This window comes from Opitutia bacterium, assembly GCA_016217545.1.
Lineage (GTDB): Bacteria > Verrucomicrobiota > Verrucomicrobiia > Opitutales > Opitutaceae > Didemnitutus.
In genome coordinates this window covers 1167858-1193860 of record JACRHT010000012.1, presented here as the reverse complement: position 1 = coordinate 1193860, position 26003 = coordinate 1167858, and the positions used below count along the sequence as shown (strand labels likewise).

20 protein-coding genes are annotated in these 26003 nt (G+C 67.2%); 14 read left to right on the top strand and 6 right to left on the bottom strand.

The annotated features are described in order from the left end of the window. Positions 1 to 19 precede the first annotated feature (19 nt). Positions 20 to 3520 carry an ABC transporter substrate-binding protein gene (locus tag HZA32_12020; protein ID MBI5424800.1) on the bottom strand — a complete coding sequence of 1167 codons (3501 nt, stop codon included), beginning with the start codon at positions 3518 to 3520 and terminating at the stop codon, positions 20 to 22. A 115-nt stretch (positions 3521 to 3635) separates the two neighbouring features. Between HZA32_12020 and HZA32_12015 the strand changes: the two genes are divergently transcribed. The 13 genes from HZA32_12015 to HZA32_11955 all read left to right on the top strand — a co-directional run bounded on the left by HZA32_12015 (position 3636) and on the right by HZA32_11955 (position 20665). Next, positions 3636 to 4118, top strand: a complete 483-nt coding sequence (locus tag HZA32_12015; protein ID MBI5424799.1) for a GNAT family N-acetyltransferase — start codon at positions 3636 to 3638, stop codon at positions 4116 to 4118. A gap of 93 nt (positions 4119 to 4211) precedes the next feature. Next, on the top strand, positions 4212 to 5003 hold the full coding sequence (locus tag HZA32_12010) for a PhzF family phenazine biosynthesis protein (protein MBI5424798.1): 792 nt from the start codon (positions 4212 to 4214) through the stop codon (positions 5001 to 5003). A gap of 77 nt (positions 5004 to 5080) precedes the next feature. Continuing rightward, a complete protein-coding gene (locus HZA32_12005; protein ID MBI5424797.1) occupies positions 5081 to 5974 on the top strand; it encodes a hypothetical protein in 894 nt (297 codons plus the stop codon). Between the two features lie 327 nt (positions 5975 to 6301). Further along, positions 6302 to 7771, top strand: coding sequence for a PLP-dependent aminotransferase family protein (locus HZA32_12000; protein ID MBI5424796.1), 1470 nt, complete (start codon positions 6302 to 6304; stop codon positions 7769 to 7771). Between the two features lie 154 nt (positions 7772 to 7925). Further along, the gene (locus HZA32_11995; protein ID MBI5424795.1) at positions 7926 to 8255 is read left to right on the top strand and encodes a DHCW motif cupin fold protein; all 330 of its coding nucleotides are present in this window, start codon (positions 7926 to 7928) and stop codon (positions 8253 to 8255) included. Positions 8256 to 8335: 80 nt separating this feature from the next. Continuing rightward, positions 8336 to 9319 carry an EamA family transporter gene (locus tag HZA32_11990; protein MBI5424794.1) on the top strand — a complete coding sequence of 328 codons (984 nt, stop codon included), beginning with the start codon at positions 8336 to 8338 and terminating at the stop codon, positions 9317 to 9319. A 147-nt stretch (positions 9320 to 9466) separates the two neighbouring features. After that, entirely contained in the window at positions 9467 to 11152 is a 1686-nt protein-coding gene (locus tag HZA32_11985; GenBank protein ID MBI5424793.1) for an efflux RND transporter periplasmic adaptor subunit, read from the top strand. Positions 11153 to 11268: 116 nt separating this feature from the next. Next, positions 11269 to 14529, top strand: a complete 3261-nt coding sequence (locus tag HZA32_11980) for an efflux RND transporter permease subunit (GenBank protein MBI5424792.1) — start codon at positions 11269 to 11271, stop codon at positions 14527 to 14529. Positions 14530 to 14537: 8 nt separating this feature from the next. Next, a complete protein-coding gene (locus HZA32_11975) occupies positions 14538 to 15092 on the top strand; it encodes a sigma-70 family RNA polymerase sigma factor (protein ID MBI5424791.1) in 555 nt (184 codons plus the stop codon). A 370-nt stretch (positions 15093 to 15462) separates the two neighbouring features. Further along, a complete protein-coding gene (locus HZA32_11970) occupies positions 15463 to 15726 on the top strand; it encodes a hypothetical protein (GenBank protein ID MBI5424790.1) in 264 nt (87 codons plus the stop codon). 79 nt (positions 15727 to 15805) lie between these two features. Next, on the top strand, positions 15806 to 17767 hold the full coding sequence (gene cadA, locus HZA32_11965) for a cadmium-translocating P-type ATPase (GenBank protein MBI5424789.1): 1962 nt from the start codon (positions 15806 to 15808) through the stop codon (positions 17765 to 17767). A gap of 65 nt (positions 17768 to 17832) precedes the next feature. After that, on the top strand, positions 17833 to 18285 hold the full coding sequence (locus HZA32_11960) for a hypothetical protein (protein MBI5424788.1): 453 nt from the start codon (positions 17833 to 17835) through the stop codon (positions 18283 to 18285). 79 nt (positions 18286 to 18364) lie between these two features. Beyond that, positions 18365 to 20665: a glycoside hydrolase family 95 protein gene (locus HZA32_11955; GenBank protein ID MBI5424787.1), complete on the top strand. Its 2301-nt coding sequence runs from the start codon at positions 18365 to 18367 to the stop codon at positions 20663 to 20665. A gap of 2 nt (positions 20666 to 20667) precedes the next feature. Here the strand turns inward: HZA32_11955 and HZA32_11950 are convergent, their stop codons facing one another. Both HZA32_11950 and HZA32_11945 read right to left on the bottom strand, forming a co-directional pair. Further along, the gene (locus HZA32_11950) at positions 20668 to 21396 is read right to left on the bottom strand and encodes a TlpA family protein disulfide reductase (protein MBI5424786.1); all 729 of its coding nucleotides are present in this window, start codon (positions 21394 to 21396) and stop codon (positions 20668 to 20670) included. A 90-nt stretch (positions 21397 to 21486) separates the two neighbouring features. Next, complete coding sequence (locus HZA32_11945; protein ID MBI5424785.1) at positions 21487 to 22482, bottom strand: inositol monophosphatase; 996 nt, start codon at positions 22480 to 22482, stop codon at positions 21487 to 21489. A gap of 64 nt (positions 22483 to 22546) precedes the next feature. Between HZA32_11945 and HZA32_11940 the strand changes: the two genes are divergently transcribed. After that, complete coding sequence (locus HZA32_11940; GenBank protein ID MBI5424784.1) at positions 22547 to 23011, top strand: GNAT family N-acetyltransferase; 465 nt, start codon at positions 22547 to 22549, stop codon at positions 23009 to 23011. A gap of 55 nt (positions 23012 to 23066) precedes the next feature. Here the strand turns inward: HZA32_11940 and HZA32_11935 are convergent, their stop codons facing one another. The 3 genes from HZA32_11935 to HZA32_11925 all read right to left on the bottom strand — a co-directional run bounded on the left by HZA32_11935 (position 23067) and on the right by HZA32_11925 (position 25973). Continuing rightward, the gene (locus tag HZA32_11935; GenBank protein ID MBI5424783.1) at positions 23067 to 23909 is read right to left on the bottom strand and encodes an HDOD domain-containing protein; all 843 of its coding nucleotides are present in this window, start codon (positions 23907 to 23909) and stop codon (positions 23067 to 23069) included. Between the two features lie 94 nt (positions 23910 to 24003). Further along, a complete protein-coding gene (locus HZA32_11930) occupies positions 24004 to 24840 on the bottom strand; it encodes a cupin domain-containing protein (protein ID MBI5424782.1) in 837 nt (278 codons plus the stop codon). Further along, the gene (locus HZA32_11925; protein ID MBI5424781.1) at positions 24837 to 25973 is read right to left on the bottom strand and encodes a glycerate kinase; all 1137 of its coding nucleotides are present in this window, start codon (positions 25971 to 25973) and stop codon (positions 24837 to 24839) included. The genes HZA32_11930 and HZA32_11925 overlap by 4 nt, the downstream gene beginning before the upstream one ends. Between the last annotated feature and the right edge of the window lie 30 nt (positions 25974 to 26003).

Here is a 26003-nt window from a genome sequence, read left to right as displayed (position 1 = left end):
TTTGCTCCGGCAAAAATTTCTAAAACGGCGACCCGGACCCGGATCGACCCAAGACATCGGCGACCGCCTTGCGCAACTGGTCGAGACCGTAGGGTTTGGGCAGGATGCCGGAAAATCCATGCTGCCGGTAGCTGCCGAGCACCGGATCGCGCGAATACCCGCTCGACACGATGGCGCACACGTTGGGATCGAGTTTGCGCAACTGCTCCATCGCTTCGCGTCCACCCATGCCACCGGGCACCGTGAGGTCCATGATCACGATGTCGAACGGCCGTCCGCTCGCCATCGCCTTCCGATAAGCTTCCACTGCCGCGGCGCCATCGGCCGTTCCGACCACTTCGCTGCCGAGCCGTGAGAGGAACATCTGGGCCATCTCGCGGATCGGCTCCTCGTCGTCCATGAACAGCACCCGCGCCTTCACCGCGCCACTCGGCACCGACTCGGGCGCCGTCGGGATCTCCGCATGATCCGCAGCCGGCAACCAGAGATGGAACGTCGTCCCGTGCCCCAACCGCGACTCGACCTCGATGTGTCCCTGGTGCTTGCGCGCAATGGAGTAGACCATCGCGAGGCCGAGGCCGCTGCCCTGCTGCTTCGTCGTGAAATACGGGTCGAAGATCTTCCCCAAATGCTCCGGAGCGATGCCCGTGCCCGTGTCGCTGACCGAGAGTTTCACGTAGTCGCCCGCCGGCAGACCGCCGACCGCGCCGCTCGCGAGCGAGCAATTGCCCGCGCGGATCGTCACGAGCCCGCCTTGCGGCATCGCTTGCACCGCGTTGATCACGAGGTTTTGCACGACCTGCCCGAGCTGCCCCTTGTCGGCGTTGGCCGGCCAAAGCTCCGGGGCGAGGTCGAACTCGCAACGCGACTTCGAGCCGTGCATCGCGAACTCCGCGGACTCGCGCAACAGTTCCGGCAACGCGATCGCCGCGCGCACCGGATCGCCGCCCTTGGCAAACGTCAGCAGCTGCTGCGTGAGATCGCGCGCGCGCAGCGTGGCGCGTTTCGCATCGTGCAGCATGCGGCGCACGGAGCTGTCGCTCGCCGTGTCCATCTCGGCGAGCGTGACGTTGCCGAGCACCACGGTGAGGATGTTGTTGAAATCGTGCGCGATGCCGCCGGCGAGGATGCCCACCGCCTCGAGCTTCGACGAGCGCATCATCTCGTGCTCCAGCCGCCGGCGCGCGGTGATGTCCGTCACGAAACCCTCGTAGTAAAGCAGGCGCCCATCCGTGTCGCGCACCGCGCGCGAGGTCTCCGAGACCCACAGCGTGTTGCCGTGGCGGTCGATGATGCGTGATTCGAAATTCTCCACCTTGCCGTGGCGCTCGATCAACTCGACGAAACGCCGGTGCTCCTCCTGGTGGGCGTAGGACACGCCGGCGTGCTCGCGCTCGTTCCAGGCGAGCATCTCCGCCGGCGTCTCGAACCCGTAGAGGCGCGCCATCGCCGGGTTCACCGAAATGAAGCGGCCCTCGGGCGTCGAGCGGTAGACACCGCCGACGGCGTTCTCGAACAGCTCGCGATAACGCGCCTCGCTGTCCCGCAACGCGCGTTCCGTCGCCAGTTTCGCGGTGATGTCGAAGGGCAGCGACAGCACGCAGGCGCGGCCGTTGAAGACGAGGCTGTGCGTGAACACCTCGACGATCAGGATCGTGCCATCCTTGCAACGGTGCCGCCAGAGGCCCGCCGCATGCGCGCCGGCCGGCGGCGCGGGTTTGATGTCGCGAAATTGATCCATCGAACGGCGCAGCCGGGCCGCCTCGTCCGACGGACGCAAATCGAGCACCGTCATCGCCTCGAATTCCGTGCGGCTGTAACCGTAGCGCGCCACCGCCGCCTCGTTCACCATCACGATGCGCAGCGTCTCGATGTCGAAAATATACATCGGATTCGGCGTCGTCTCGAACAGGCTGCGGTAACGCTCCTCGCTCTCGTGCAGCGCGCGCTGCGCCCGCTTCATCTCCGTGATGTCGGTGAACACCAGCCGCACGCGCGAGTAGTCCGGCTCGCCCGTCGCGTCGCGGTTGACCGACCAGTTCACGAGCATGTGGACGTCGCGCCCCTGCGAGCGGTAGACCTTCTCCATCGTGAGCGCGTCGCGCTTTTCCCAAATCGCGAGCAGCTCCTGCGGCACCGCGGCCATCGCCTGCGGCGTCATGATGTCGCGGAACCGCCGCTCCATCTCCTCCCGGCTCGAAAAACCGGCGGCAAGCAACGCGATGCGGTTGGCCGTGACGATCCGCTTCTTGTCCAACAACTCGTCGATGAGCTCCGGATGCCGCGCCAAATGCGCCCGCAGATCGATCACGCCGAGCCGCCGCAGCGTTTCCAGCCGCTCCGCCACCGGCCGCACGTCCTCGACGACGATGGGGTTCGGCGCGAAATCGAAGATCTCGTGCTGCCGCCGCTCCGACTCGCGCAGCTCCGACGTGCGCCGTTCCACGAGGCGTTGCAGGCGCCAGTTGGCCAGCAATGCCAGCAACGCGAGCGCCAGCACGGCGACACCGCTCCACACGACCCAACGCGGCAGCTTCGGCGACTCCGACAGCGCCATCGGGGCGATGAATCCCTTCAGGCGATTCGTGTCCTTCGCCATCCCGAGCTGCACGAACGTGTCCGCCGTGCGCCGCCAGCGATCCGGGTTGATGTGCCCCAGCTCCAACAAATCCGCGTTGATCTGGCGCGCCGTCTGGCGGGCCTCGTATTCGAGCCGCTCCCGCGTGACTTTGGCGGGCCGGTTCGGATACGTGGCGATGATGTAGTCGATCATCTCCTCCGCGTGATCGAGGGCGTATTGCCACCCGCGGAGCACCGCGCGCCGCATCGCCGCGACACGCTCCGGGTGCCGCGCCAGCTCGGTCTCGGTCGTGAACAGCGCGTCGCCGTAAAAATCCACGCCGTAGTCCGCCGGCCGGATCAACCGCACCGCGATCCCGCGTTTCTGCAAATCGAACGGCAAATCGGTGATGAAAACCGTTTGGGCGTCCGCCTCTCCCGTGACGATCTCGTCGACGTCCCACTTGTCTTCCACGCGCACGTAAGCGTTCGGCGGCAGCCCCTCCGCCGCAAACATCGCCGCGAGTTCCGGATAGCGCCCGCTCGAGCCAGCCGCCAGCCGTTTGCCCCGCAGATCCTCCGGGGCGCGGATGTCGGACTCGGCGCGCACCATCAGGGCCAGGAGCGAGTGTTGATAGACCGTCGAGACGAGCACCAGCGGCGCACCGTTCAGCCGGTCCAGCAAATAGGTCGCGGAGCCGATGCCGTATTCCGCCCGACCCGCGGTCAGTTCCGTGTAGGGCCGCCGGCTGTAGCCGCCTTCCCGCAACTCCACGTCGAGCCCCTCCTCCGCAAAATAGCCCTTCACCTGCGCCGCATAATAGCCCGCGAACTGAAATTGGTGCGAATACGGCAGCTGCAACACCACCTTGGACCGCTCGCCCTGCCCCAACACCCGCCCCCCCAACACGGCTGAGACCGTGAGTAGTATGAATAGCAGGCGTAAAGTGCGGGTGACCATCCGCGGGTGGGGTCGAAAACAGACTTCGCGCCTCCCCTTGTCCAGCCAATCCCCTCCTCGCCACCTCGGGCCAAAAATATCGCCAACCCGGCGCTCCCGGGTTCATCTCCGCGCCATGTCTTGCACGATTCGCGCCGCCACCCGGGAAGACACCCCGACGATCCTCGCCTGCATCCGCGCCCTCGCCGGCTACGAAAAGCTCACCGGCGAATGCGTCGCCACCGAGGAGCAACTCGCGCGCACGCTCTTCCCCGCCGACGGCTCCGCCCCTGTCGCCCACTGTGTGCTGGCCGAGGCCGATGGCGCGAACGCCGGCTTCGCGCTCTACTTTTTCAACTACTCCACCTTCCTCGCGCGCCCCGGCCTCTACCTCGAAGACCTCTTCGTGCACCCCGAATTCCGCGGCCGTGGCATCGGCAAAGCCCTGCTCCTGCACCTCGCCAAACTCGCCAACGCCCGCGGCTGCGGCCGCATGGAGTGGAGCGTGCTCGACTGGAACCAGCCCGCGATCGACTTCTACGAATCGCTCGGCGCCCGCCGCATGAAGGAGTGGCAAATCTGCCGCCTCACCGGCGATTCGCTCACGCGCTACGCCTGACCGCCGTCGCAAGCCTGTCCAGTTCGGCTGATCGACGCCCCGCACAGCGCGAACCCGCTCGTCACGCCATCGGAAATTCGAGAACCCCAATCCATGCGCCTCTTCTGGGTCGACGCCTTCACCGACAAGATCTTCACCGGCAACCCCGCCGGCGTCGTCCCGCTCGACGCCTGGCTGCCCGACGAGCGGATGCGCCTCATCGCCTTCGAAAACGGCCTCGCCGAAACCGCCTTCTTCGTCCGCACCGGGCCCGACCGCTTCCACCTGCGCTGGTTCACGCCCGCCGTCGAAGTCGATCTCTGCGGCCACGCCACCCTCGCGAGCGCGTTCGTCATCTTCCACGAACTCGGCCAAGCCGGCACGCGCATCACGTTCGACTCGCGCAGCGGCCCCCTCCACGTCACGCGCCTGCCCAGCGGAGAACTCGAGCTGGATTTTCCCTCGCGCCCCGCGGCGCCCCTCGCCACGCCGCCGGCCGAAATCCTCGCCAGCCTCAACATCGCGCCGCGCGAGCTGCTCAAGGTCCCCACGCACGCCTACTACCTCGCCGTCTACGCGACGCAGGCCGAGGTGCTTGCGCTGCGGCCCGACTTCCTCCGCCTCGCCCAGCTCGGTGACGCGCGCGTCATCGCCACCGCGCCCGGCGAAGGTTGCGACTGCGCGTCGCGTTTCTTCGCCCCCGGCGCCGGCGTGCCCGAGGATCCCGTGACCGGCTCCGCGCACTGCACCCTCACGCCCTACTGGGTCGCGCGCCTCGGCAAAAATCCCCTCCGCGCCCGCCAGGTTTCCGCGCGCGGCGGTGAACTCCTCTGCACCCTCGCCGGCGATCGCGTGCGACTCGCCGGCCGCGCCGCGCTCTACCTGCGCGGCGAAATCGTCGGCTGAGTGGAACGCCGCCGCGTCGTTTCCAGCCCGCGTTTTATTATTTGCGACCCGTCGACACCTCGGCACTCGTCCGTGCCATGAAGATCGCCCCGCTCTGCCTCGCCGCGCTCGCCTCCGCCGTTTCCAGTTTTGCGCAGCCTTCGGCCACGATGCGCCCCGACCTGCTCGCCTCCGCCGAGTTCAACAGCTCCTACTCGTCGCGCGAAGATCTCGCCCGCGGTCCGCAGACGCTCGGCTCGCTCGCGGTGAAGAGCTACGGCGTCAGCGTCTCCGGCCGCCACGCGTGGGACGAGAGCACGCAACTCATCTACGGCGTGGCCGTGCAGCAGTTCGACCTCGATCAGGACGGCGTTACCGCCCTGCCGCTGCCCGCGAGCCTCGCCGAATTCTCCCTCAACCTCGGCGCGCAACGCCGCTTCGACGCCCACTGGAGCGCGGCCGTCTACCTGCGCCCCGGCTTCTACGGCGATTTCGAGGAACAGCTCGGCAAGAGCTTCAACGTCCCCGCCCTCCTGCTCGTGAACTACGCGCAGAGCCGCGCGCTGATCTGGAGCTTCGGCGTGAATGCCAATCCATTCTCCGACAACCCCGTGCTGCCCATCGCCGGCGTCCGCTGGCAATTCGCTCCGCAGTGGCTCTTCAGCGTCGGCTTCCCGCGCAGCGGCTTCACGTGGCAGGCGACCGAAAACCTCTCGCTCCGCGCCAGCGCCGGCTTCGCCGGCGGCAGCTTCCGCGTCTCGCGCAACGTCGGCTCGCCCTCAGCCGGTCTCGCGCGGATCGCGAACACCTACGTCGATTTCCGCGAAGTGCGCGTCGGCCTCGGCCTCGACTACTCGCTCGGCGAGCGCGTGACGCTCAGCGCCGACGTCGGCGCGGTCACCGACCGGAAGTTCGACTACTTCGACAAGAACTACCGCCTCGACGGCGACGCCGGCACCTTCGTCTCGCTCGCGCTCAAGGGCTCGTTCTGACGCCCACAGCGGCGCCCCGCCATCTGGACGGCGCGGCCGTAAGCGCGCCCTGCGACGGCCAGATCTCCCGTCGTTAGCCGAACGGCCACCTCCTGCTTTTCCGCGGAGGCCCGCATGCATTTGGCGCGCGCCTGGCCGCCGGCATTTCCTCGCTCTCGCTCTGAGCGCGCGCCGCATCGTTGAATGATTTTCAACGAACCTCTGAGAATCTGTCATGGTCACAGTGCTTGTCTGGCATAACTGTGCTGGTATCAATGGCACCGCGCTGCCGCTACTGTGCCGACACGTTCTCCGCTACAGTGACGGCGCACTTTTGCTTTCCACGCCATGATCCAGACCGTCGTCACCCCCAAGCCGCTTTCGCCCGCGAAAGCCGCCGCTCGGCCCCTCTACGCTGAGCTCGCCGACTCGCTCCAAAACCTCATCGAACAGGGCACGCTGCGCCCGGGTCATCGCGTGCCGTCCGTCCGCATCATGTCGCGCCAGCGCGACGTCTCCATCGCCACCGTGCTCCAAGCCTACACGGTGCTCGAGAACCGCGGCTACCTCGAGGCGCGCCCGCAATCCGGCTACTACGTCCGTCCGCGCGCGCTCACCAGCGCGCCCGAGCCGCGCATGGCGCGCCCGATGAGCAAGCCGTCCTTCGTCGGCGTGAACGATCTCACCGCCGACGTCATGGAAGTCGCGCTCAACGCCGACTACGTGCCGTTCGGCTCCGCGTGTCCGCACCACACCCTTTTCCCGACGAAGAAGCTCGCGCGCATGCTCGGCTCCGTCGCGCGCCGCGACCCGTCGCTCATCGGCCGCCCGGGCATGAACTGGGGCTACGAACCGCTCACGCGCGAAATCGCCCGCCGCTACCTCCAAGCCGGCGTGCCCATCAGCCACGAGGATATGGTCATCACCACCGGCGGCACCGATGAGCTCAACCTCTGCCTCCGCGCCGTCACCAAACCCGGCGACACCGTCGCGATCGAGACGCCCGCCTATTTCGGTTTCTTGGAAATCATCCAGGCGCTCGGCCTGCGCGCGCTCGAGATTCCCACCTGCTCGCGCCAAGGCATGTGCATCGAGTCGCTCCAGGAAGCGCTCGCACAGAACGACATCAAGGTCGTGATGCTGATGCCCAATTTCCACAACCCGCTCGGCTCGCTCATGCCCGACGAGAAGAAGCAGAAAATCTACGAGCTCCTCGCCGAACACGACCTGCCGATCATCGAAGACGACATCTACGGCGACACTCATTTCGGCGACCTCCGCCCGAAGCCGCTGAAGGCCTGGGACCGCGACGGCCGCGTGATGCTTTGCTCCTCGTTCGGCAAGACGCTCGCACCCGGCTTCCACGTCGGCTGGACCGCCCCCGGCCGTTACCTCGAGCGCATCCGCCGCCTGAAGTTCATCAACACGATGGGCACGCCGCGCATTCTCCAAAAAACCATCGCGGAGTTCCTGCGCGACGGCGGCTACGATCACCACCTGCGCTCGCTGCGCCGCGCGTATCGCGAGCACCTGCACTCGTTCCTCCAAGGCATGCAGCGTCACTTCCCCGACGGCACGCGCTACAGCCGCCCGCAAGGCGGCAACTACATCTGGGTCGAATTCCCGGTGAAGGTCGACACGCTGCGCCTGCGCCGCGACGCGCTGAAGCACAAGATCAACACCGCCCCCGGCTCGCTCTTCTCCGCCGTGAAGGACCGCTACCGCAACTGCCTCCGCATGAGCTGCAGCCAGCCGTGGTCCGACGAAATGGACGCCGCCCTGAAAACGCTCGGCGACCTCGTGAAGCAACAGCTCTAAGCGCGCCTCTCGCGCTGCCCCATGTAGGAACCTGCTCGCAGGCGACCTCAACACGGCCGCGAATCCCCCGCACGCTTTCCGCGCTCCCGACCGTCGCTCCCCTCTCTCAATTCTCATCCCTCAACTCTCAACTTCAGTTCCACCGCTCGCCGCCATGCAGATCGAAAACCTCCCCTTCGGCATCACCGACTGGTCCACCGTCCCCGCCGAGCGCAAACCCGGCCTCACCGGCTGGGCCGAGTGGCGCGTGCGCCAGTTCGGCCCCATCCGCGTGCGGATGCTCACCTACTCGCCCGGCTATACCGCGGACCACTGGTGCTCCAAGGGACACATCCTCTTCTGCGTGAGCGGCGAACTCACCACCGAACTCGAGGACGGCCGCACCTTCGTGCTCAAATCCGGCATGAGCTACCAAGTCGCCGACGGCGCCGAGCCGCACCGCTCGACGACCTTCACCGGCGCGACGCTCTTCGTCGTCGATTAGAACAGGCCGCGCGCTCGCCCACGCGTCCGCGCCCATTTCTTTTCAGCTCTCAGCTCCAGACTCTCAGCTCTCAGCTTTTCATGTCCTCCACGCATCCCGCCCCGCGCGGCCAACTCATCGCCGCGTTCGCCGCCGTCTATCTGGTGTGGGGCTCGACCTACCTCGCCATCCGCGTTGCGGTCGAGACGCTGCCGCCGTTCTTCATGGCAGCGACGCGTTTCGCCGTCTCCGGCGCGCTGCTCTACGGGTTTCTGTGGTTCACGAAAAAAATCCGCCCCACCGCGAAGCAGTGGCGCGACAACGCCATCGTCGGCCTCTTCCTCATGCTCGGCGGCAACGGCCTCGTGTGTTGGGCCGAGCAAACCGTCCCCTCCGGCATCGCCACGCTGCTCGTCTCCGCCGGTCCCTTCGCCGTCGTGCTGCTCGATTGGGCGATCCACGCCGCCGACCCGACAAAAAAACGCGGCTCGCGCCCCACGCTGCCGATCTGGATCGGACTCGCGCTGGGCTTCGCCGGTCTCGCGCTGCTCGTCGGCCCCGACATCGCGCACGGCACCGGCGGACTGAATTTTCTCAACGTCGGCGCGCTGCTCGCCGCCACCTGGCTCTGGAGCGCCGGCTCGCTCTACGGCCGCTACGCCTCCGAGCCCGCCGAGCCGTTCACCGCCTCCGCGATTCAAATGGTCACCGGCAGCGGCTGGCTCTTCCTCGCGAGTCTGCTCGCCGGCGAACCGTTTCATCTCTCGACCGCGATGTTCACGCCGCACGCCGTCGGCGCGTGGACCTATCTCACGCTCGTCGGCTCGCTCGTGGGCTTCACGGCATTCGTGTGGCTGATGAAGCACAGCACTCCCGCCAAGGTCTACACCTACACCTACGTGAACCCGATCGTCGCGGTTTTCCTCGGCTGGTTGATTCTCCACGAACCGGTCAACTCGCGCACCTTCACTGCCGCGGCCGTGATCATCGCCGGCGTCGCCACCATCACGATCGCCAAGGTCAAGAAACCCACCGCCGCCACCCCGCGCCCCGGCAACTCCGCCACTGCAGCGGCTAAAAACTGATCCCGCCCCCCAGCGAAGTGTAACCTATTAGGTTACAGTTCAGGAGCCGCGCTTCGGGGTTTTCGCCGGCATCGCTCACGCAGCGGCCGCGCGAGAAACGACAAAGATTGCGGCAGGGCTGGGACCATATTCGGCGTATCACGAGACGTGAACGACCGTGCCTCCTCGCTCTTCATCGCCCTCGCGCTGCTCGCCGGCTTCAGCCTCACCGGCTGCGGCAGATCTTCCGGACCCGACCGTCATGAGCACGCCGCCGCATCGGCCGCCACCACGTATCAGTGCCCGATGCACCCGTGGATCAAGTCCGACAAGGCCGACGCCAAGTGCACCATCTGCGGCATGGCGCTCGTCGCGGCCAGCGCGACCACCACGTCCGCCTCCGCCGCTGTAGACCCGAACCTCGTCACGCTCACGCCCGCGCAGGCCGCGGTCGTCGGCGTGCAAACCTCGCCCGTGCGCCGCGGCACGCTCGTCCGCACGCTGCGCGTCACCGGCGCGATCGACGACGACGACACGCGTCATCGCATCCTCGCCGCGCGCGTGCCGGGCCGCGTCGAAAAACTCTTCGTGAACTTCGTCGGCGCCGAGGTGCAGGAAGGCACGCAACTCGCCACGATTTACTCGCCCGACATGCTCACCGCGCAGCGTGAATACCTCGAGCGCATGAAGGCCGGCGCCATCGCCTTCACCGCCGCCGAACGCGCCGCCGCGAAGGAAAAACTCCTCGGCCTCGGCCTTACCGACGAGGAAATCTCCATTCTCGAAAACACCAAGCAAGCCACCGCGATGGTCACAATGCGCGCGCCGATGTCCGGCACCGTCGTCGCCCGCGGCGCCTACGAAGGCAAATATGTCGAGGCCAAGGACGAGATTTTCCAAATCGGCGACTTCTCGCGCATGTGGTTCGTCTTCGACGCCGCCGAGCCCGACCTCGCCTGGCTGCGCGTCGGCCAGCAAGTCGAAGTCACCGTCCCCTCGCTCCCGGGTAAGATCCTCACCGCGCCCATCGCCTTCATCGATCCCAACCTCAACGAAGCCACCCGCACCGCGAAGGTCCGCGTCGTCCTCGATAATCCCGACCGCCTCCTCCGCCACCGCCAGACCGCCTACGCCGGCGTCCTCGCCGAGTCGCCCGACACTCTCCTCGTCCCGCGCACCGCCGTGCTGCAACACAGCGGCCGCGCCGTGGTCTTCGTCGATCGCGGCAACCACGCCTACGCTGCGCAGGAAATCGCGCTCGGCCGCACCGGCGACACCGACGCCGAAGTTCTCTCCGGCCTCCGCGACGGCGACAAAGTCGTCACCGAAGGCGCGCTCATCCTCGACGGCCAGGCGCAACTCGCCCACGCCGCCGTCGGCACCAGCGAACACGACCACGCCTCCGCCGCGCCCCGGAAAATTTCCGTCGAAGCTCCGAAGCCCGACGCCGCCGGCTACGCGGCATTGAAGACGCTCGCCTTCACCGCGGCCGACGCCGCCGACCTCCTCGCGTCCGACAATCTCGCGGGTTACCAAAAACAACTCCCCGCCCTCCGCGACGCGCTCACGGCCTACGTCGCCGCGTTCCCGAGCGCCGCCAGCACGCCGCTCGCCAAAATGAAACTAGCCGACGGCTCCGACCTCGACGCCGCGCGCCGCGCCTTCGAGCCCTTCAGCACCGATCTCGCCGACCTCGTGAAAGCGCAGCACCTGCACCACAAGGAAAACCTCACGATCTATCAGTGTCCGATGTCCCCTGTCCTCGGCACCGGCCGCTGGCTCTCGAAGAGCAAGACACTCCGCAATCCCTTCTTCGGCTCCGCCATGCTCGAGTGCGGCGAGGAGATCGAGTGAGCAAAGTTGCTCATTAAGAACTTTGCCGCTCTACGCCCCACCGCCATGCCCGTGCCCGCCAAACTGATTGGTTGCTCATTAAGAACTTCCGTCCGCGCGCCTGCCCGCTCCCACCCATGATCAACGCCATCATCCGCTGGTCGCTCGCCAACCGCTTCATCGTCCTCGCGGGCTTCCTTGCGCTCTGTGCGTGGGGCGTCGTCGCACTGCAGCGCGTGCCGATCGACGCGATTCCCGACCTCTCGGAAAACCAGGTCATCGTCTACGCCGACTGGCCGGGCCGCTCGCCGCAGGAAGTCGAGGACCAGATCACTTATCCGCTCAGCACATCGCTCCAAGGCCTCGCCGGCGTGAAGAGCGTGCGCGCCACGTCGATGTTCGGCTTCTCGTTCCTCACGGTCATTTTCGACGACAAGATCGACACCTATTTCGCGCGCACGCGCGTGCTCGAACGCCTCAACTCCCTCGGCGACCTGCTGCCCTCCGGTGTCGTCGCGCGCCTCGGCCCCGACGCCACCGGCCTCGGCTGGATCTACCAATACTATCTTAAAGACGAGTCTGGCACGCAGGACCTCGGCTCGCTGCGCACGTTGCAGGACACGTTTCTCCGCTACCAACTCACCGCCGTGCCCGGCGTCGCAGAGGTCGCGAGCCTCGGCGGCTTCGTGCGCCAATGGCAGGTCGAGGTTTCCTCTCTCAAGCTCCGCCAATACGACGTGATGCTCGGCGAGGTCATGGACGCCGTCGCGGCCGCCAACCTTAACGTCGGCGGCAAAACCATTGAGGAAAACGGCGCCGAATACATCGTGCGCGGCGTCGGCCTCGTGAAGAGCGCCGCCGATCTCGAGACGATCGCGCTCAAGCCGCGCAACGGCACGCCGCTCTTCCTGCGCGATGTCGCCACCGTGCGGCTCGGCGGCGATTTCCGCCGCGGCGCGCTCGATGTGAACGGCCGCGAGGTCGTCGGCGGCATCGTCGTCATGCGCTACGGCGAGAACGCCTACCGCGTCATCTCCGACGTGAAGGAGCGCCTCGCCTCGCTCTCCGCCGGCTTGCCGAAGGGCGTCACCGTGCAACCGTTCTACGACCGCAGCGACCTGATCTCGCGCGCGATCGACACGCTGAAGCACGCGCTCGTCGAGGAGGTCATCCTCGTGACGCTCGCGCACATCCTCTTCCTGTTTCACTTTCGCAGCATCCTGATCGTCACGCTGCCGCTGCCGGCCTCGATCCTGATCTCGTTCATCCTGATGGATCGCTTCGGCATCCCGTCGCACATCATGTCGCTGACCGGCATCGCCATCTCGATCGGCGTGCTCGTCGACGCCGGCATCGTCATGACGGAAAACGTCATTCGCCACTGCGAGCGCGCGCTCGAAGCGAAAGGTAGGGCGCGACCGCTGGGCGCGCCGCAGGGATCCTCGAACGACGGCGGGCCCAGCGGTCCCGCCCTACCTCCGCCCGAACTCACGGCGAAGGAGGTTTTTCAGCTCACGCTCGAGGCCGCCACGCAGGTCGGCCGGCCGATGTTCTTCTCGATGCTGATCATCATCCTGGCGTTCGTGCCGGTGTTCCTGCTCAGCGGCCAGGAGGGCAAACTCTTCCATCCGCTCGCCTACACGAAGAGCTTCGCGCTCATCGGCGCCATGCTGCTGGCGATCACCGCCGTGCCGGTGTTTTGCACGCTGCTCGTCCGCGGTCCGTTCAAGCCCGAGCACGAGAACTGGCTCATGCGCGGCTTGCTGAAAATTTACGACCCCGTGCTCGACTGGGCGCTGACGCACCGCAAGAGCGTGCTCGGCGCCGCGTTCGCGCTGCTCGCCGTGTGCCTCGTCGTCGCCTTCGGCCTGCCGCGCGCGGTCAACGCGCGCCTCTCGCCTGAAGTCTCTCGCCACCTCTCCGGCTTCGGCAGCGAGTTCATGCCCACGCTCGAGGAAGGCTCGCTGTTGTTCATGCCCGTGCTCCTGCCCGCGACGTCCCTCACTGAGGTGAAGCGCATCATGGCGTGGCAGGACAAGGTCATGAGCGAGCACCCCGCCGTCGCCTCCGTCGCCGGCAAACTCGGCCGCGCCGAGACCGCCACCGATCCCGCGCCCGTCGAGATGATCGAGACCACGATCATGCTGAAGCCGCCGTCCGAGTGGCCCGCCGGCACGACGAAGCAGAGCATCATCGCCGACCTCTCCGCGAAGCTCATGAACGTCCCCGGCTACGTGCCCGGCTTCCTTCAGCCGATCGAGAACCGCATTCTGATGACGAGCACCGGCATTCGCGCGCAGGTCGGCGTGAAAATCTTCGGCGACAACCTCGACGCGCTCCAGGCCAAAGCCTTCGAGGTCGAGCGCGTCATCAACCGCATCCAAGGCGCCACCGGCGTCGCGCCATCGCGCGTGCAGGGCAAGCCCTACCTCGAGATCGCCGTCCGCCGCCCCGACCTCGCGCGCTACGGACTCAGCGTAAAACAGGTCTACGAATACGTCGAAGCCGGCCTCGGCGGCGCCACTGTAGCCACGACGCTCGAAGGCCGCGAGCGCCGCCCAATCCAAGTGCGCCTCGACTCCGATGACCGCGCCGACATCGACAAGCTCGGCGAACTCAGTTTCCCCACTCCGTCCGGCGCGATGGTGCAACTCCGCCAAGTCGCCGACGTGAAACGCATCGTCGGTCCGAACGAAATCCAGAGCGAAAACGGCCGTCTCCGCGTCTTCGTGCAGGCCAACGTCGGCGACCGCGACCTCGGCGGCTTCGTCAACGAGATCAAGGAGCGCATCGAAAAGGAGGTGACGCTCGATCCCGGCATGACCGTCGAATACTCCGGCCAATACGAGCACCAGATCCGCGCGCGCCAGACACTGACCTACGTTTTCCCCGCCGTCATCGTGATCATCTTCGCGCTGCTCGTCGTGACGTTCCGCTCCGTCGCCGAAGCCGCGCACGTGATTCTCGCCGTGCCGTTCGCCCTCACCGGCGGCGTGCTGCTGCAGGCGTTCATGGGCTTCAATTTCTCCGTCGCCGTCTGGGTCGGCTACATCGCGCTCTTTGGCACCGCGATCCAGACCGGCGTCGTCATGGTCGTCTACCTCGAGGAAGCGCTCGAAAAGCGGCGCCGGGAAACCGGCCGCGCGCTCACGCGCGAGGACCTGCTCGCCGCCGTGAAGGAAGGCGCCCGCCTGCGCCTCCGCCCGAAAGTCATGACCGTCGCCACCACCGTCGCCTCGCTCCTGCCGATTTTCTGGAGCACGCGCACCGGCGTCGAAATCATGCAGCCGCTCGCCGCGCCGGTCGTCGGCGGCATGATCTCGTCGCTCATCCACATCCTGATCGTCACGCCGGTGATTTTCGCCTGGTTGCGCGAACGCGAGCTCCGGACAGCGTAAGAGCCGCCATGCCGCGCGATGCCACGCCCCTTGCCCAAGCGCTCCACGCGCACCGCGGCGCCTTCAAGGCGTTCCTCGCTGCGCGCGTCGGGAGCGAGGCCGAAGCGGAGGACATCCTCCAGCACGGCCTCGCCAAAGCCGTGCAGCGCGCCCGCGAGATCCGCGACGATGAAAAGGCCGTGGCGTGGTTCTACCAGCTGCTGCGGCATGCGCTCGTCGATCACTATCGCGCACGCGGCGCCGCGCGCCGCCGCGACGAAGCCCTCGGCACGCTCATCACCGCGCTCGGCGACGACGTCGCACCCGCCGCGGTCGTCGAAAAGCAGCTTTGCACCTGCCTCGGCGGCGTAGTGGGCACGCTGAAGCCGCTCCAAGCCGAGTTGCTGCGCCGCGTCGATCTCGACGGCGAGCCCGTGCAGGACGCCGCCCGAGCTCTCAAGATTTCCGCCAACCACGCCAGCGTCACGCTCCACCGTGCCCGCAAGGAACTGCGCGCACGCCTCGAGGCCTTCTGCGGCGACTGCGCCGACGGCGCGTGCCTCGACTGCGACTGCGCCGATTGAGACAACGCTCTTGCGCGCACCCTGAGCCACGCGGCTTGAGTAACCTAATAGGTTACCGCGATCTCCATTCCACAGTGAAAGAGGCGGTGGATGCGGAAGCCTGGGTAACCTATTAGGTTACTCGAGAGGAAGCCGGACGGGCGAACACGAGTGTAAGATTCCGGCGCGAGGTCCGTCTCCGGGATGAAGCGACTCATCCCATGCCAAAATCCACCGCCCGTTCCCGCCCACCGCGCGCCTCCCGCACCGCCGCCTGCGGCTGCCCGCGCTGCACCTGCGCCAACGCACCGCGTTGCCGCTGCCACGTCTTCAACGCCCTGATCGCGCTCGCGCTTTGGGATCTTCGCCGCGCCGCGCGCGCCTACACGTCATGAGCCCGGCCCTTTTCGAAGCTGACCTGCTCGAGCGCCGCCGCCGAGCGGCCTGGCGCCGTCTCGCGCGACCCGACGAATCCGTCGCGCCCGCCCGCGACGTCGACGCCGTCGAGCCTTACTCGCTCGGATATCCGCGGCGCTCGCCGCTGCTGCGTGCGCTGGTGCCCATCGCGCTGGCGTTCCTGTTGTTCATCGCCTACGGTCCGTCGCGTTCCGGTTCCTCCGCACCGCGCACGGCTGAACTCGAACTGATCCGCTGACATGTCCTCCCATTCTCATCACGGCCCCCCCGCCGGACCCGACTCTCCCGCGCTCCCGCCACCCGACCAGCCCGTGCACATGGGCCTGCCGCACGAGCGTTACCTGCGGCCGAAATTCTACGTCGCCGCCGCGCTCTCGCTGCCGGTCCTCGTCCTCGCGATGTGGCCGATGTTCTCCCACAACATCTACGACTGGCTCACGATGCAGCAGTCGGCGTGGATTCAATTCGTCCTCACGACGCCGGTATTTTTCTGGAGCGGCTGGCCGTTCATCCGCCGCTGGGCGAAAGCGATCCGGGCGCGCGATCCGAACATGTTTCTCCTCACCGTGACCGGCACCGGTGCCGCGTATTTCTTCAGCGCCGTAGTCACACTTTTCTGGGCGCACCTGCCGGCGCAGTTTTTCACTGCGCACGGAGCCACGCTCTACTTCGAGGCGACGGCGTTCACGACCACCATCGTCCTCCTCGGCCAGATCCTTGAGCAGCGCGCCACCGCACGCACCGACGCTGCCATCCGCGCGCTGATGAATCTCGCCCCGAAAATCGCGCATCGCATCGACGCTGACGGCAGCGAGCACGAGGTGCCGATCGAGAAGCTTCAACCGGGTGACGTCCTGCGCGTCCGCCCGGGCGAGAACCTGCCGGTCGACGGCGTGCTGACCGCCGGCGCCACGGAAATCGACGAGTCCATGCTCACCGGCGAACCGTTGCCCGTCGCCAAATCCGTCGGCGACAAAGTCAGCGCCGGCACGCTCAACACCACCGGCTCCTTCATCTACCGCGCGGAGCATGTGGGCGCCGACACGCTGCTCGCGCAGATCGTCCGGCTCGTCGAGGAAGCCATCGAAAGCGAGCCGCCCATCGCCCGCGTCGCCGACCGCATCATCACGTGGTTCTTCCCGGTCGTGCTCGCGATCGCCACCACGTCGTTCCTCGCCTGGACGCTCCTCGCGCCCGAACGCGGCTGGCTCTACGGCCTGATCAACGCCGTCTCGGTCCTCATCATCGCGTGCCCGTGCGCGCTCGGTCTCGCCACGCCGATGTCGCTGGTCACCGGCATTGGCCGTGGCGCGCAGGCTGGCGTGCTGGTGAAGAACGCCGCCGCCCTTGAAGCGCTCGCGAGCGCGAACACCTTGCTCATCGACAAGACCGGCACGCTGACCGAAGGCCGCCCTGAACTCGTCGCCTTCGCCGCCGCACCGGGCTTCACGGACGAGGAGCTCTTCCGACTCGCGGCCGCCGCCGAGTCGCCCAGCGAGCACCCGCTCGGCCGCGCGATCGTCGCCGCCGCATTCCAACGCAGCCTCGAACTGCCGCCCGTCACCGACTTCGCCGCCACGCCCGGTTTCGGCGTGCGCGCCCGCGTTGGTCGGCGCGAGGTCGTCGTCGGTCGCGCGCCGGGCGCATCATTGCCGGCGCTGCCGCAGGCGACGATCGTCAGCGTGCACGTCGACGGCGCCTTCGCCGGCACGCTGGCGCTCTCAGATCGCATCAAACCCACCACGCCCGCTGCCATCGCTGAGCTGCAGCACCGCGGCTTCCGCGTGTTCATGGTCACCGGAGACCGCACCGCCGCCGCCGAGGCGATCGCGCGCGAGCTGAAGCTCGACGGCTTCCACGCCGAGGTCACTCCCGCCCGCAAACAGGAACTCGTCCGCGAGCACCAGTCCCGCGGCGAGCGCGTCGTGTTCGCCGGCGACGGTTTGAACGACGCCCCCGCCCTCGCCGCCGCGAACGTCGGCATCGCGATGGGCACCGGCACCGACGTCGCGATGCACAGCGCGGGCCTCGTGCTCGTGAAGGGCGATCTCCAAGCGCTGGTCCGCGCCCTGCACCTCAGCCGCGCGACGCTCCGCAACATCAAGCAGAACCTTTTCTGGGCCTTCATCTACAACGGCCTCGGTCTGCCGCTCGCCGCGGGCGCGTTCTATCCGCTTTTCGGCTGGCTGCTCAGTCCCATGTTCGCCGGGGCCGCGATGAGCCTCAGTTCGATCACCGTCGTGTCGAACGCCCTGCGCCTCCGCCGCGTCCGGCTATGATCCGCGCCGCGGCGCTGGAAATCCCGTGGAACCTGAGTAGGCTTCGCGCCGTCTTCCCCTCTATCATGAACCCACGCTTTCTCACCTCCGTGTTGGCGCTCGCAGCGCTGCTTTTCGTCGCCGGTTGCGAAACCGTCGACAAACGCATCGCGGAAAATCCGCAGCTCTTCGCCAGCCTCGACGCCGCGACCCAGAACAAGATCAAGCAGGGCATCATCGACATCGGCTACACCGAAGACATGGTCTACCTCGCGCTCGGCGCCCCCGACCAGAAACGCGAGGCCCGCACCGCCAACGGCGCGCAAACCGTCTGGGTCTACAGCACATATTTCGAGCGCTACGACGGCACGCGCTTCGCCGGCTACCACCGCCGCGTCTACTACGATCGCTACCTCAATACCTACCGCGTCTACTACGAGCCGGTGTTCGCCGACATGTATCGTCCCGAAGTCGAGGAACGCATCCGCGTGACGTTCGCGAACGGCAAGGTCTCGGTCATCGAGCAGACCAAGGACTGACGCGCCTGACCGCGCCGCGGTCAACGACGCGACGGCGCCGCTTCTTGCGACGACGCGCGCGGCCGGCTTTGCTTGGTAGATGCTCCTCCACCCCCGCCGCTCGCTCTGCGTCGCGGCCGCGATTCTCGGTTTGGTCGCGCTCGCGACCGCCTCCGATCTCCGCCTTTGGTATGAACGCCCCGCCACCGCGTGGGTCGAGGCGCTGCCCGTCGGCAACGGCCGCATGGGCGCCATGGTCTTCGGCGGCACGGCGACCGAGCGCATCCAATTCAACGAGGACACGCTGTGGACCGGCGCGCCGCACGCGTATCATCACGTCGGCGCGGCGAAATTCCTTCCCGAGATCCGCGCCCTGCTCGCCGAGGGAAAGCAGAAGGAAGCCGAAGCGCTCGCGCTGCGCGAGTTCATGAGCGAGCCGCTCCGGCAACAGAACTATCAACCCTGCGGCGACCTCGAGTTGGCCTTCCCGGGGCACGAGAACGCCACCGACTATCGCCGCGAACTCGATCTCGACGACGCCGTGGCCGCCACCCGCTACCGCGTCGGCGACACAACGTTCACACGCGAGGTTTTTGCGAGCCACCCGGCGAATGCGATCGTCGTCCGCCTCGCCGCCAGCCGACCGGGCCAACTCACGTTCACGGTCCGTCTCACGAGTCCGCACGCCGGCAGCATGTCGCGCGAGACGCCGCTTCCCGGCCTGGCGATCGAAGGACGCGTGTCGGACGGAGGCATGCGCTTCGCCGCCCAAATCCACGCGCGCGTCGAGGGCGGCACGACGTCTCGCGAAGGCGATCGTTTGCGCGTGACCGGGGCCGACCGTGTGACGCTCGTGCTCACCGCCGCGACCAACTTCATCAATTCGCGCGCGCTCTCGACCGACGCCGACCTCGTCGCGCGCTGCACGGACCAACTGCAATCGCTCGCGGCCACCACGCCCGACTCATTGCTCGCTGCGCATCAGGCCGATCATCGAGGACTGTTTCGGCGCGTGACGCTCGATCTCGGCACGTCGCCCGCGGCCGCTCTCCCGACCGACCAACGCCTGCGCGCCGAGGACAAATCCGCCGACCCACAGCTCGCCGCGCTCGTTTTCCAATTCGGCCGCTACCTGCTCATCGCGAGCAGCCGGCCCGGCGATCAACCCGCCAACTTGCAGGGCGTCTGGAACCAGGACCTCAAGCCCGCGTGGGGCAGCAAATACACGGTGAACATCAACACCGAGATGAACTACTGGCCTGCCGAGGTCACCGCGTTGCCCGAGTGCGCCGAACCGCTCTTCGCGATGATCGCGGACCTGGTGCCGAGCGGCGAATTGACCGCGCGCGAGCACTACGGCGCGCGCGGCTGGGTGTTGCACCACAACACCGATCTCTGGCGCGGCACCGCGCCGATCAACGCCTCGAACCACGGCATCTGGCCGATGGGCGGCGCGTGGCTCTGCCAAAGCTTGTGGGAACACTACCAATTCAGCGGCGACCGCGCCTTCCTCGCGCGGGCCTATCCGCTGTTGCGCGGCGCCGCCGAGTTTTTCCTCGGCTATCTCGTCCCGGCACCGAGCACGGGCCAGCTCATGTCCGGCCCGTCCAACTCGCCCGAGCAGGGCGGCCTCGTGATGGCGCCGGCGATGGATCACCAAATCCTGCGCGGACTCTTCGACTGGACCGCACGCGCGGCCGACGAACTCGGCACCGACGCCGCGTTCGCGGCGCAACTGCGCGCCACCGCGGCGAAACTCATCCCCAACAAAATCGGCCAGCATGGCCAGTTGCAGGAATGGCTGCTCGCCGATCTCGACGATCCGAAAAACACGCACCGCCACGTCTCGCACCTCTGGGCGCTGCATCCCGGCAACGAGATCACGCCGCGCACGCCGGAGCTGTTCGCCGCCGCGCGCCGCTCGCTCGAATTCCGCGGCGATGACGGCACCGGCTGGTCGCTCGCGTGGAAAATCAATTTCTGGGCGCGGCTCCTCGACGGCGACCACGCGCACCGGATGCTGATGCGACAGCTCCTGTTCGTGGAGCCGACAACCGCCGGCAACTCCAGCCACGGCGGCACCTACCCGAATCTCTTCGACGCCCACCCGCCCTTCCAAATCGACGGCAACTTCGGTGCCACCGCCGCCATCGCCGAGATGCTGCTGCAAAGTCAGAATGGCGAGCTGCACCTCTTGCCCGCGCTGCCCTCCACGTGGAAAACCGGTCGCGTGACCGGTCTCCGCGCGCGCGGCGGCTACACGGTCGATCTCGCGTGGGCCGACGGGAGACTCACCGAAGCTCGCATCGTCTCCGCCCTCGGCCGCGCGACCACCGTGCGCCACGGCCGCGAGACCCGCCCGCTGGCGATCGCCAAAGGCGAGACCTTCCTCTGGCGCTGAGGCTATTTTCGCGCGAGGAAGCCGCGCAACACCGCACCCGAAAGCGAGGCCGGGTGGCCTTCCCAAACGATGACGCCCCTGCGATTGACGAGAAACGCGTGGGGGATTCCGTGCACGCCAAGCTCCTTCTGCAGCGCGCCACCTTCCTGGTAAGCGACCGCGTAGCGCATCTCGCCCTTGCGCCAGAATTTCTCCACGGCGGCGCAGTCGTCTTCTCCGCTGATGCCGATGACGACCAGCCCGTCGGGGCCGAACTCCTTTTGCAGCGCGTTCAAGTGCGGGATATTCGCGACGCACGGCCCGCACCATGTCGCCCAGAACTCGACGAGCAGCACCTTGCCCGTGGTATCCGGGCGCTCGCTGAGAAATTCCACGCGCAACTCGGGCATCCGCTGGCGAATAAAATCCGCCGACTCCGTGCGCGACCAGCGATACACTCCGACCGATCCCGCCACCACCGCCAGCGTCAACGCAGCCAGCCGGAGGAGCGTCATGGGCGAGCGATGCCGCAAGCGAAACCAACTCGCCGCGAGCAGTCCAGGTGCGCCCAGGAAAAGCACCGCCAGAAGCGTCAGCCTCACCGAAAAAGAGCCGCCACCGTGATTCACCTCGAATCTGTAGGGATGCAGCGACCACTTCACCCCATCCGATGGGGCGGCCACCGTCATGAGCACCAATCCCAGCAGTATCGACGCACCGAGAACGCCGACGCTTCCGGCCAGCGCGCCCACGAGGGCGGCACAATCAATCACCCCACGAAGGATCGCCGAACCTCGGTGCGACGATTCCGTTGAAGAGCTTCCGTTCATGGCGAATCGAGCTTACTGCCGCGCCAGCACCCGTCGCAGCGCCGGCGCGATGCGGCGGGCGAGCACGCGATTCGCGTAGCCGACCCACGCGACCGGGCTCGTCGTATCGAGTGGCGCGCGCAGCGGCTTGCCGTCGAGCGCCGTCACGACGCAGCCGACTTCCTGCGCGATCAGCGCGGTGCAAATGTCGTAAGGGTGGCACGCCAGCGCCGCGCCCCGCGCGAGCCCGAGGCGTTCGAAAGCCAGCGGTCGCACGTCCGCGACGAAGCGATCATGCCCCACGATGAGTTCGTGGAGTTGTCCGCCAGTCGAGAGATACTGGTCGTCGAAGACCGGTTGCCCGCCAGCCGCGCCGCTCACGCCGAGCGCGCGCCACAGCGCTTCCTCGCGCGCGGCGATCCAGCTTTTGCCCTCCGGGAAAAACTTCGCGAACGACGCGAAGCCGTGCGTCACGTCGCGCGCCGTCGAAGGACGCGGCCGCCATTTGCTCCGCCGCCCCGTGCGCAAGTCCACGCGCTCGGCCCGCACGCCGCGACCGCGCACGGCGCTGAGCTGGTCGGCAGCGCCCTGCTTGCTCGTCGGCAACTCGGTCATCGCGGCAACGACGAGGTCCGCGAGCGTGTTCCGCGCGCCGCGCTGGGGCGCGAGAGCGGCGAGGCTCCACGCGCTGCGCTTGTCGAACATCAGGCCGCGCGCGCCGTCGATCGGATCGAGAATGAGTTTCCACTTCGTCGCGGCCACCGGCGTGCCGCGCGGGAACGTGACCGGTCCTTTCCCCTCCAGTCCTTCCATCACCAACTCCACCGGCCAGGCCCGCGGCCAGTGGCGCTCCAGCCACGCGAGGACGACCGTTTCGCTCACCTCATCCACGGCGTAGATCGTATCGGCCGCAGTGACTTTGGCCACGCGTCCGAGTCCGGCGGCGCCACGACGGCGCGAGGCGACGATCGCGCGGCGAATTTCATCCTGCAGGCGACAGAGCAGGCGACGGGCACGATCGAGATTCACGCCGGCAGTCTTCCGGTCGAAGAGCAGTGCTGACGAGACTGAAAATTCGGCCCAAGGTGCGGACGTGAACGCCGCTTATCGGCTCCGACCCGCTCGACTCGAGGACCTCGCTGGCGTGCTCGCCTGGGCACCGGACGCCGATGCGACGCGCCTGTGGGCGGGGCCGACGATCGGTTTTCCGGTTTCGCCGGAACAGCTGTGGGACAATCTGCATCACGCGCCCGGAGCCGCGTTCGTGCTTTGCACCGATACGAGCGGAGAAGTCGTGGGTTTTGGCCAAGTGATGACGCGCGAGGATGGTTTCGCGCACCTCGCCCGCATCATCGTCGCCCCGGCGTGGCGCGGACAGGGACTGGGGCGCGTGCTGTGCGAGCAGCTGATGCAGATCGCGCCGACGTTCCTGCCGGTCCACGCGTTTTCGCTCTACGTTTATCCGGAGAACCGGCGGGCGCGCTCTCTCTACCGCAAGCTCGGCTTCGCCGACGCGCGCGAGGAGCGCGGCTTCCTGCGCATGGAAGCGCGGCTCTAGCACGGAAACTCCGCGCCCGAAAATACAGTGGCCTCGGCGCGAGAGCGCCGGGCGCTCAACCGACAGCGGCTTTCAGTTGCTCGAATTTCCGCTGGGCACGCTCGCAAGCGATCTGGAAGTCACGCTCGGTGATGCCCGCTTTCGCGAAATTGTCGGGCGTGACGCGCCAATAGCCTTCCTCGCCGGGCAGGCCGCCGAAGCGATCCGACGCCGCGGTGGCGGCGAGTTTGAGCAGGTGGATGATCGGGTTGTGCTTCCCGGAAGTCTGACAGTGATAGCGGATCGCCATCACCGTCTCATGCGGGAGCCGCCAGTGCAGGAGGATTTTTTCCGCTGCCTCGACGTTGGTGATGCCCCAGTGTTTCTGCTCCCACACATCGAGGGCCGTTTCGCCGCTGTCGCGGAAGGGCGGAATATTCCGGTCCTCGTGCGCGAGACGCTCGAGCGCCATCATGCCGATCGTGCGGAGGAGGCCCACCGTGTAGCAGCTGCGCGGGCGCTCGCCGGCCGGCTTGGCCATTTCCTCCATCAGCAAGGCGACGAAGAGGGTGTTCTGCCGCAGGTGCGCGGCATTGAACGGATAAAGGCGGAGACGTTGCTCAGCGAGTTGGGCGTTGGCGACGACGCCGACGAGGCGATGCACCTCGGCGAACCCGACGAAAGCGATCGCACGTTCGAGGGAGCCGATCGGCTCGCTCGGGCAATAGGCCGCGCTGTTCGATATCCGGATGACCTGCGCCACCAACGGCGGGTCGCGCCTTAGAAGGCCAACGACATCCGTAGCGTCCGCCGCCGGATCGTTCATGAGCTGGCCCAGCTCAACGAGCAATCGCGGCGCGGTCGGGAGCCGCGCGGCAACTGCCTGCAGCTCCTGTTCTGAAACCGTGGTGGTAATCATCCGAGACGTTCCATCGGTCCCCCAGCTGGGTGCTTGAGGGATTTATTCCCGAGCCACCCGGTCAGTAGGCTGAGGGAAAGGACGCGGAGGGCGGTTAATGCGCCGCCGGCGTGCTCGGCGTCGCAGGCGTGCTGAAACGCACGACATAATAAGTGGCCGGCTGGTCACCCACGTGATGCCAGCCGAACTCCTGGTCCGAAGCCGCGAAAAACAGGTCGCCCGGCCCGACGCGGATAGTCTGGCCTCCCGCCACGGCGTCCATCTGGCCTTCCTTCATCACGAAGAACTGCTCGTCGGGATGCTTGCCGCCGTGCTGCGGCGCCCCGGCGTGCAACGTCGTGACGTGCATCTCGAATTTCAGGAGCGTGCGCGTGCTGGCATCCACGAAGTTCCGTCGCTCGGTCGCCGGCGAGGATTTTACCGGAATCTTGGCCCAATCCCACACCGTCGAGGCGATCGCGGGCTTTTTGCCAGGCGGGATCTTCGTGCCGGCCGCGGTGTAGAAATTCAACACGAGGTAGGTCGCGGGCTTGTCGCCGACATTCTTGACGCCGTGAAGATCGTTCGAAGCCATGAACAAGACCGAACCGGCGCCGATGCGGGTGTCGACGCCCTCGATGGAGGCCTCGAGCTCGCCGTCGAGGAGGATCATCATTTCCTCCCGCTCGTGCCGGTGGGCGTCGTGGGGCTTGGCACCCGGCTGCAGCGTCGTGCGATGCACCTCGAAACGCGTGAGTGTCGGCGTGGCCTGATCGCAATAGTCCCCGCGAGCACTGGTGGGTTTGGCCTGGTCCTTCACCTCGGACGCATGCACGACGAATGAGCCGCCGGGCATCTCGTGCACCGGGAAGACCGGCTTCTCCGCGGATGACAGGCGCCCGGCCGCGAGCAGCGCCGCGCCGGCGACAAGGATGGGGAAGCGATACTTCATGGGGAGCGGGTGAAAGCGGTGCGCACGGCCAACGCGAGATTCTCCGGTGCGCCGCGCAACGCGGTCGCAAGGTCGGTCCCCGATGGCGTGATCGCGTGGGCGAGAAATCCCTCCGCCGGCGCCGCGACGGTGCCGGCGAAGACGTGGACTTTCTTGCCGAGAGCGAGCGCGCGACGCGCGACCTCGCCCGGCGCCTTGCCGGCGAGCGAACTCGAATCGAAACTTCCCTCGCCCGTGATCACCACATCCGCCGCAGCGAGCCGTGCATCGAGCCCGAGCCAGGCGGAAACGAAGTCGAAGCCACGCAACAGCGTCGCGTCCGCGGCGCAGTGCAGTCCGAAGGCCAGCCCGCCGGCCGCGCCGCAACCGGGCGTTTCGCACAGCAGCGGGTGCTTGCCCGCTTGGGAGCAGAGCATCGCGGCAACGCGACCGGTCATGTATTCGAGTCGCGTGAAGTCCTCCTCGAGCAATCCCTTCTGCGGCGCGAAAACGCTCGCGGCGCCGAAGGTGCCCATGAGCGGATTCGTCACGTCGGTGGCGAGGTAGAGCCGCGGCAGCGGCGTGGCGATGCGGCCATCGACCTTCGCGAGCGCGGCCCACGTTTCGGGGATCGGATTCGCGATCGTCGCGCCGTCCGCCGTGCGCGCGGTGAGACCCAGCGCCGTGAGTGCGCCGAGACCGGCATCGTGCGTCGCACTGCCACCGACGCCGAGCACGATGGCCGAGACGTTTCCGCGCGCCGCGGCGAGGATGAGTTCACCGGTGCCTCGCGTTGTCGTTCGCCACGGATTGCGCTGCGCGGGTGGAACAAGGGCGAGGCCGGACGCTTGCGCCATCTCGATCAATGCGATCTTCCCGGCGCCCACGAACGAATGCGCGGCGGCGGGCGACTCCGCGAAACCGAGCGCGGCCTCGACCGGCGTGCCCAGTGGCCCCGTGACCGTCGCGCGGCGGAGTTCGCCTCCGGCGGCGCGCGTCAGGATTTCGGCGAAGCCATCGCCACCGTCCGCGAGCGGGCAGAGATCGATCTGCCAGTCGGGCCGCGCGCTGTGCAGGGCTTCAGCGGCGATGCGACAAGCGGCGCCGGCATCGAGGGAGTCCTTGAATTTGTCGAACGCTACGAGAACGCGCATGGGAATTTCGGCCGGGGAAGAGACGTGGAA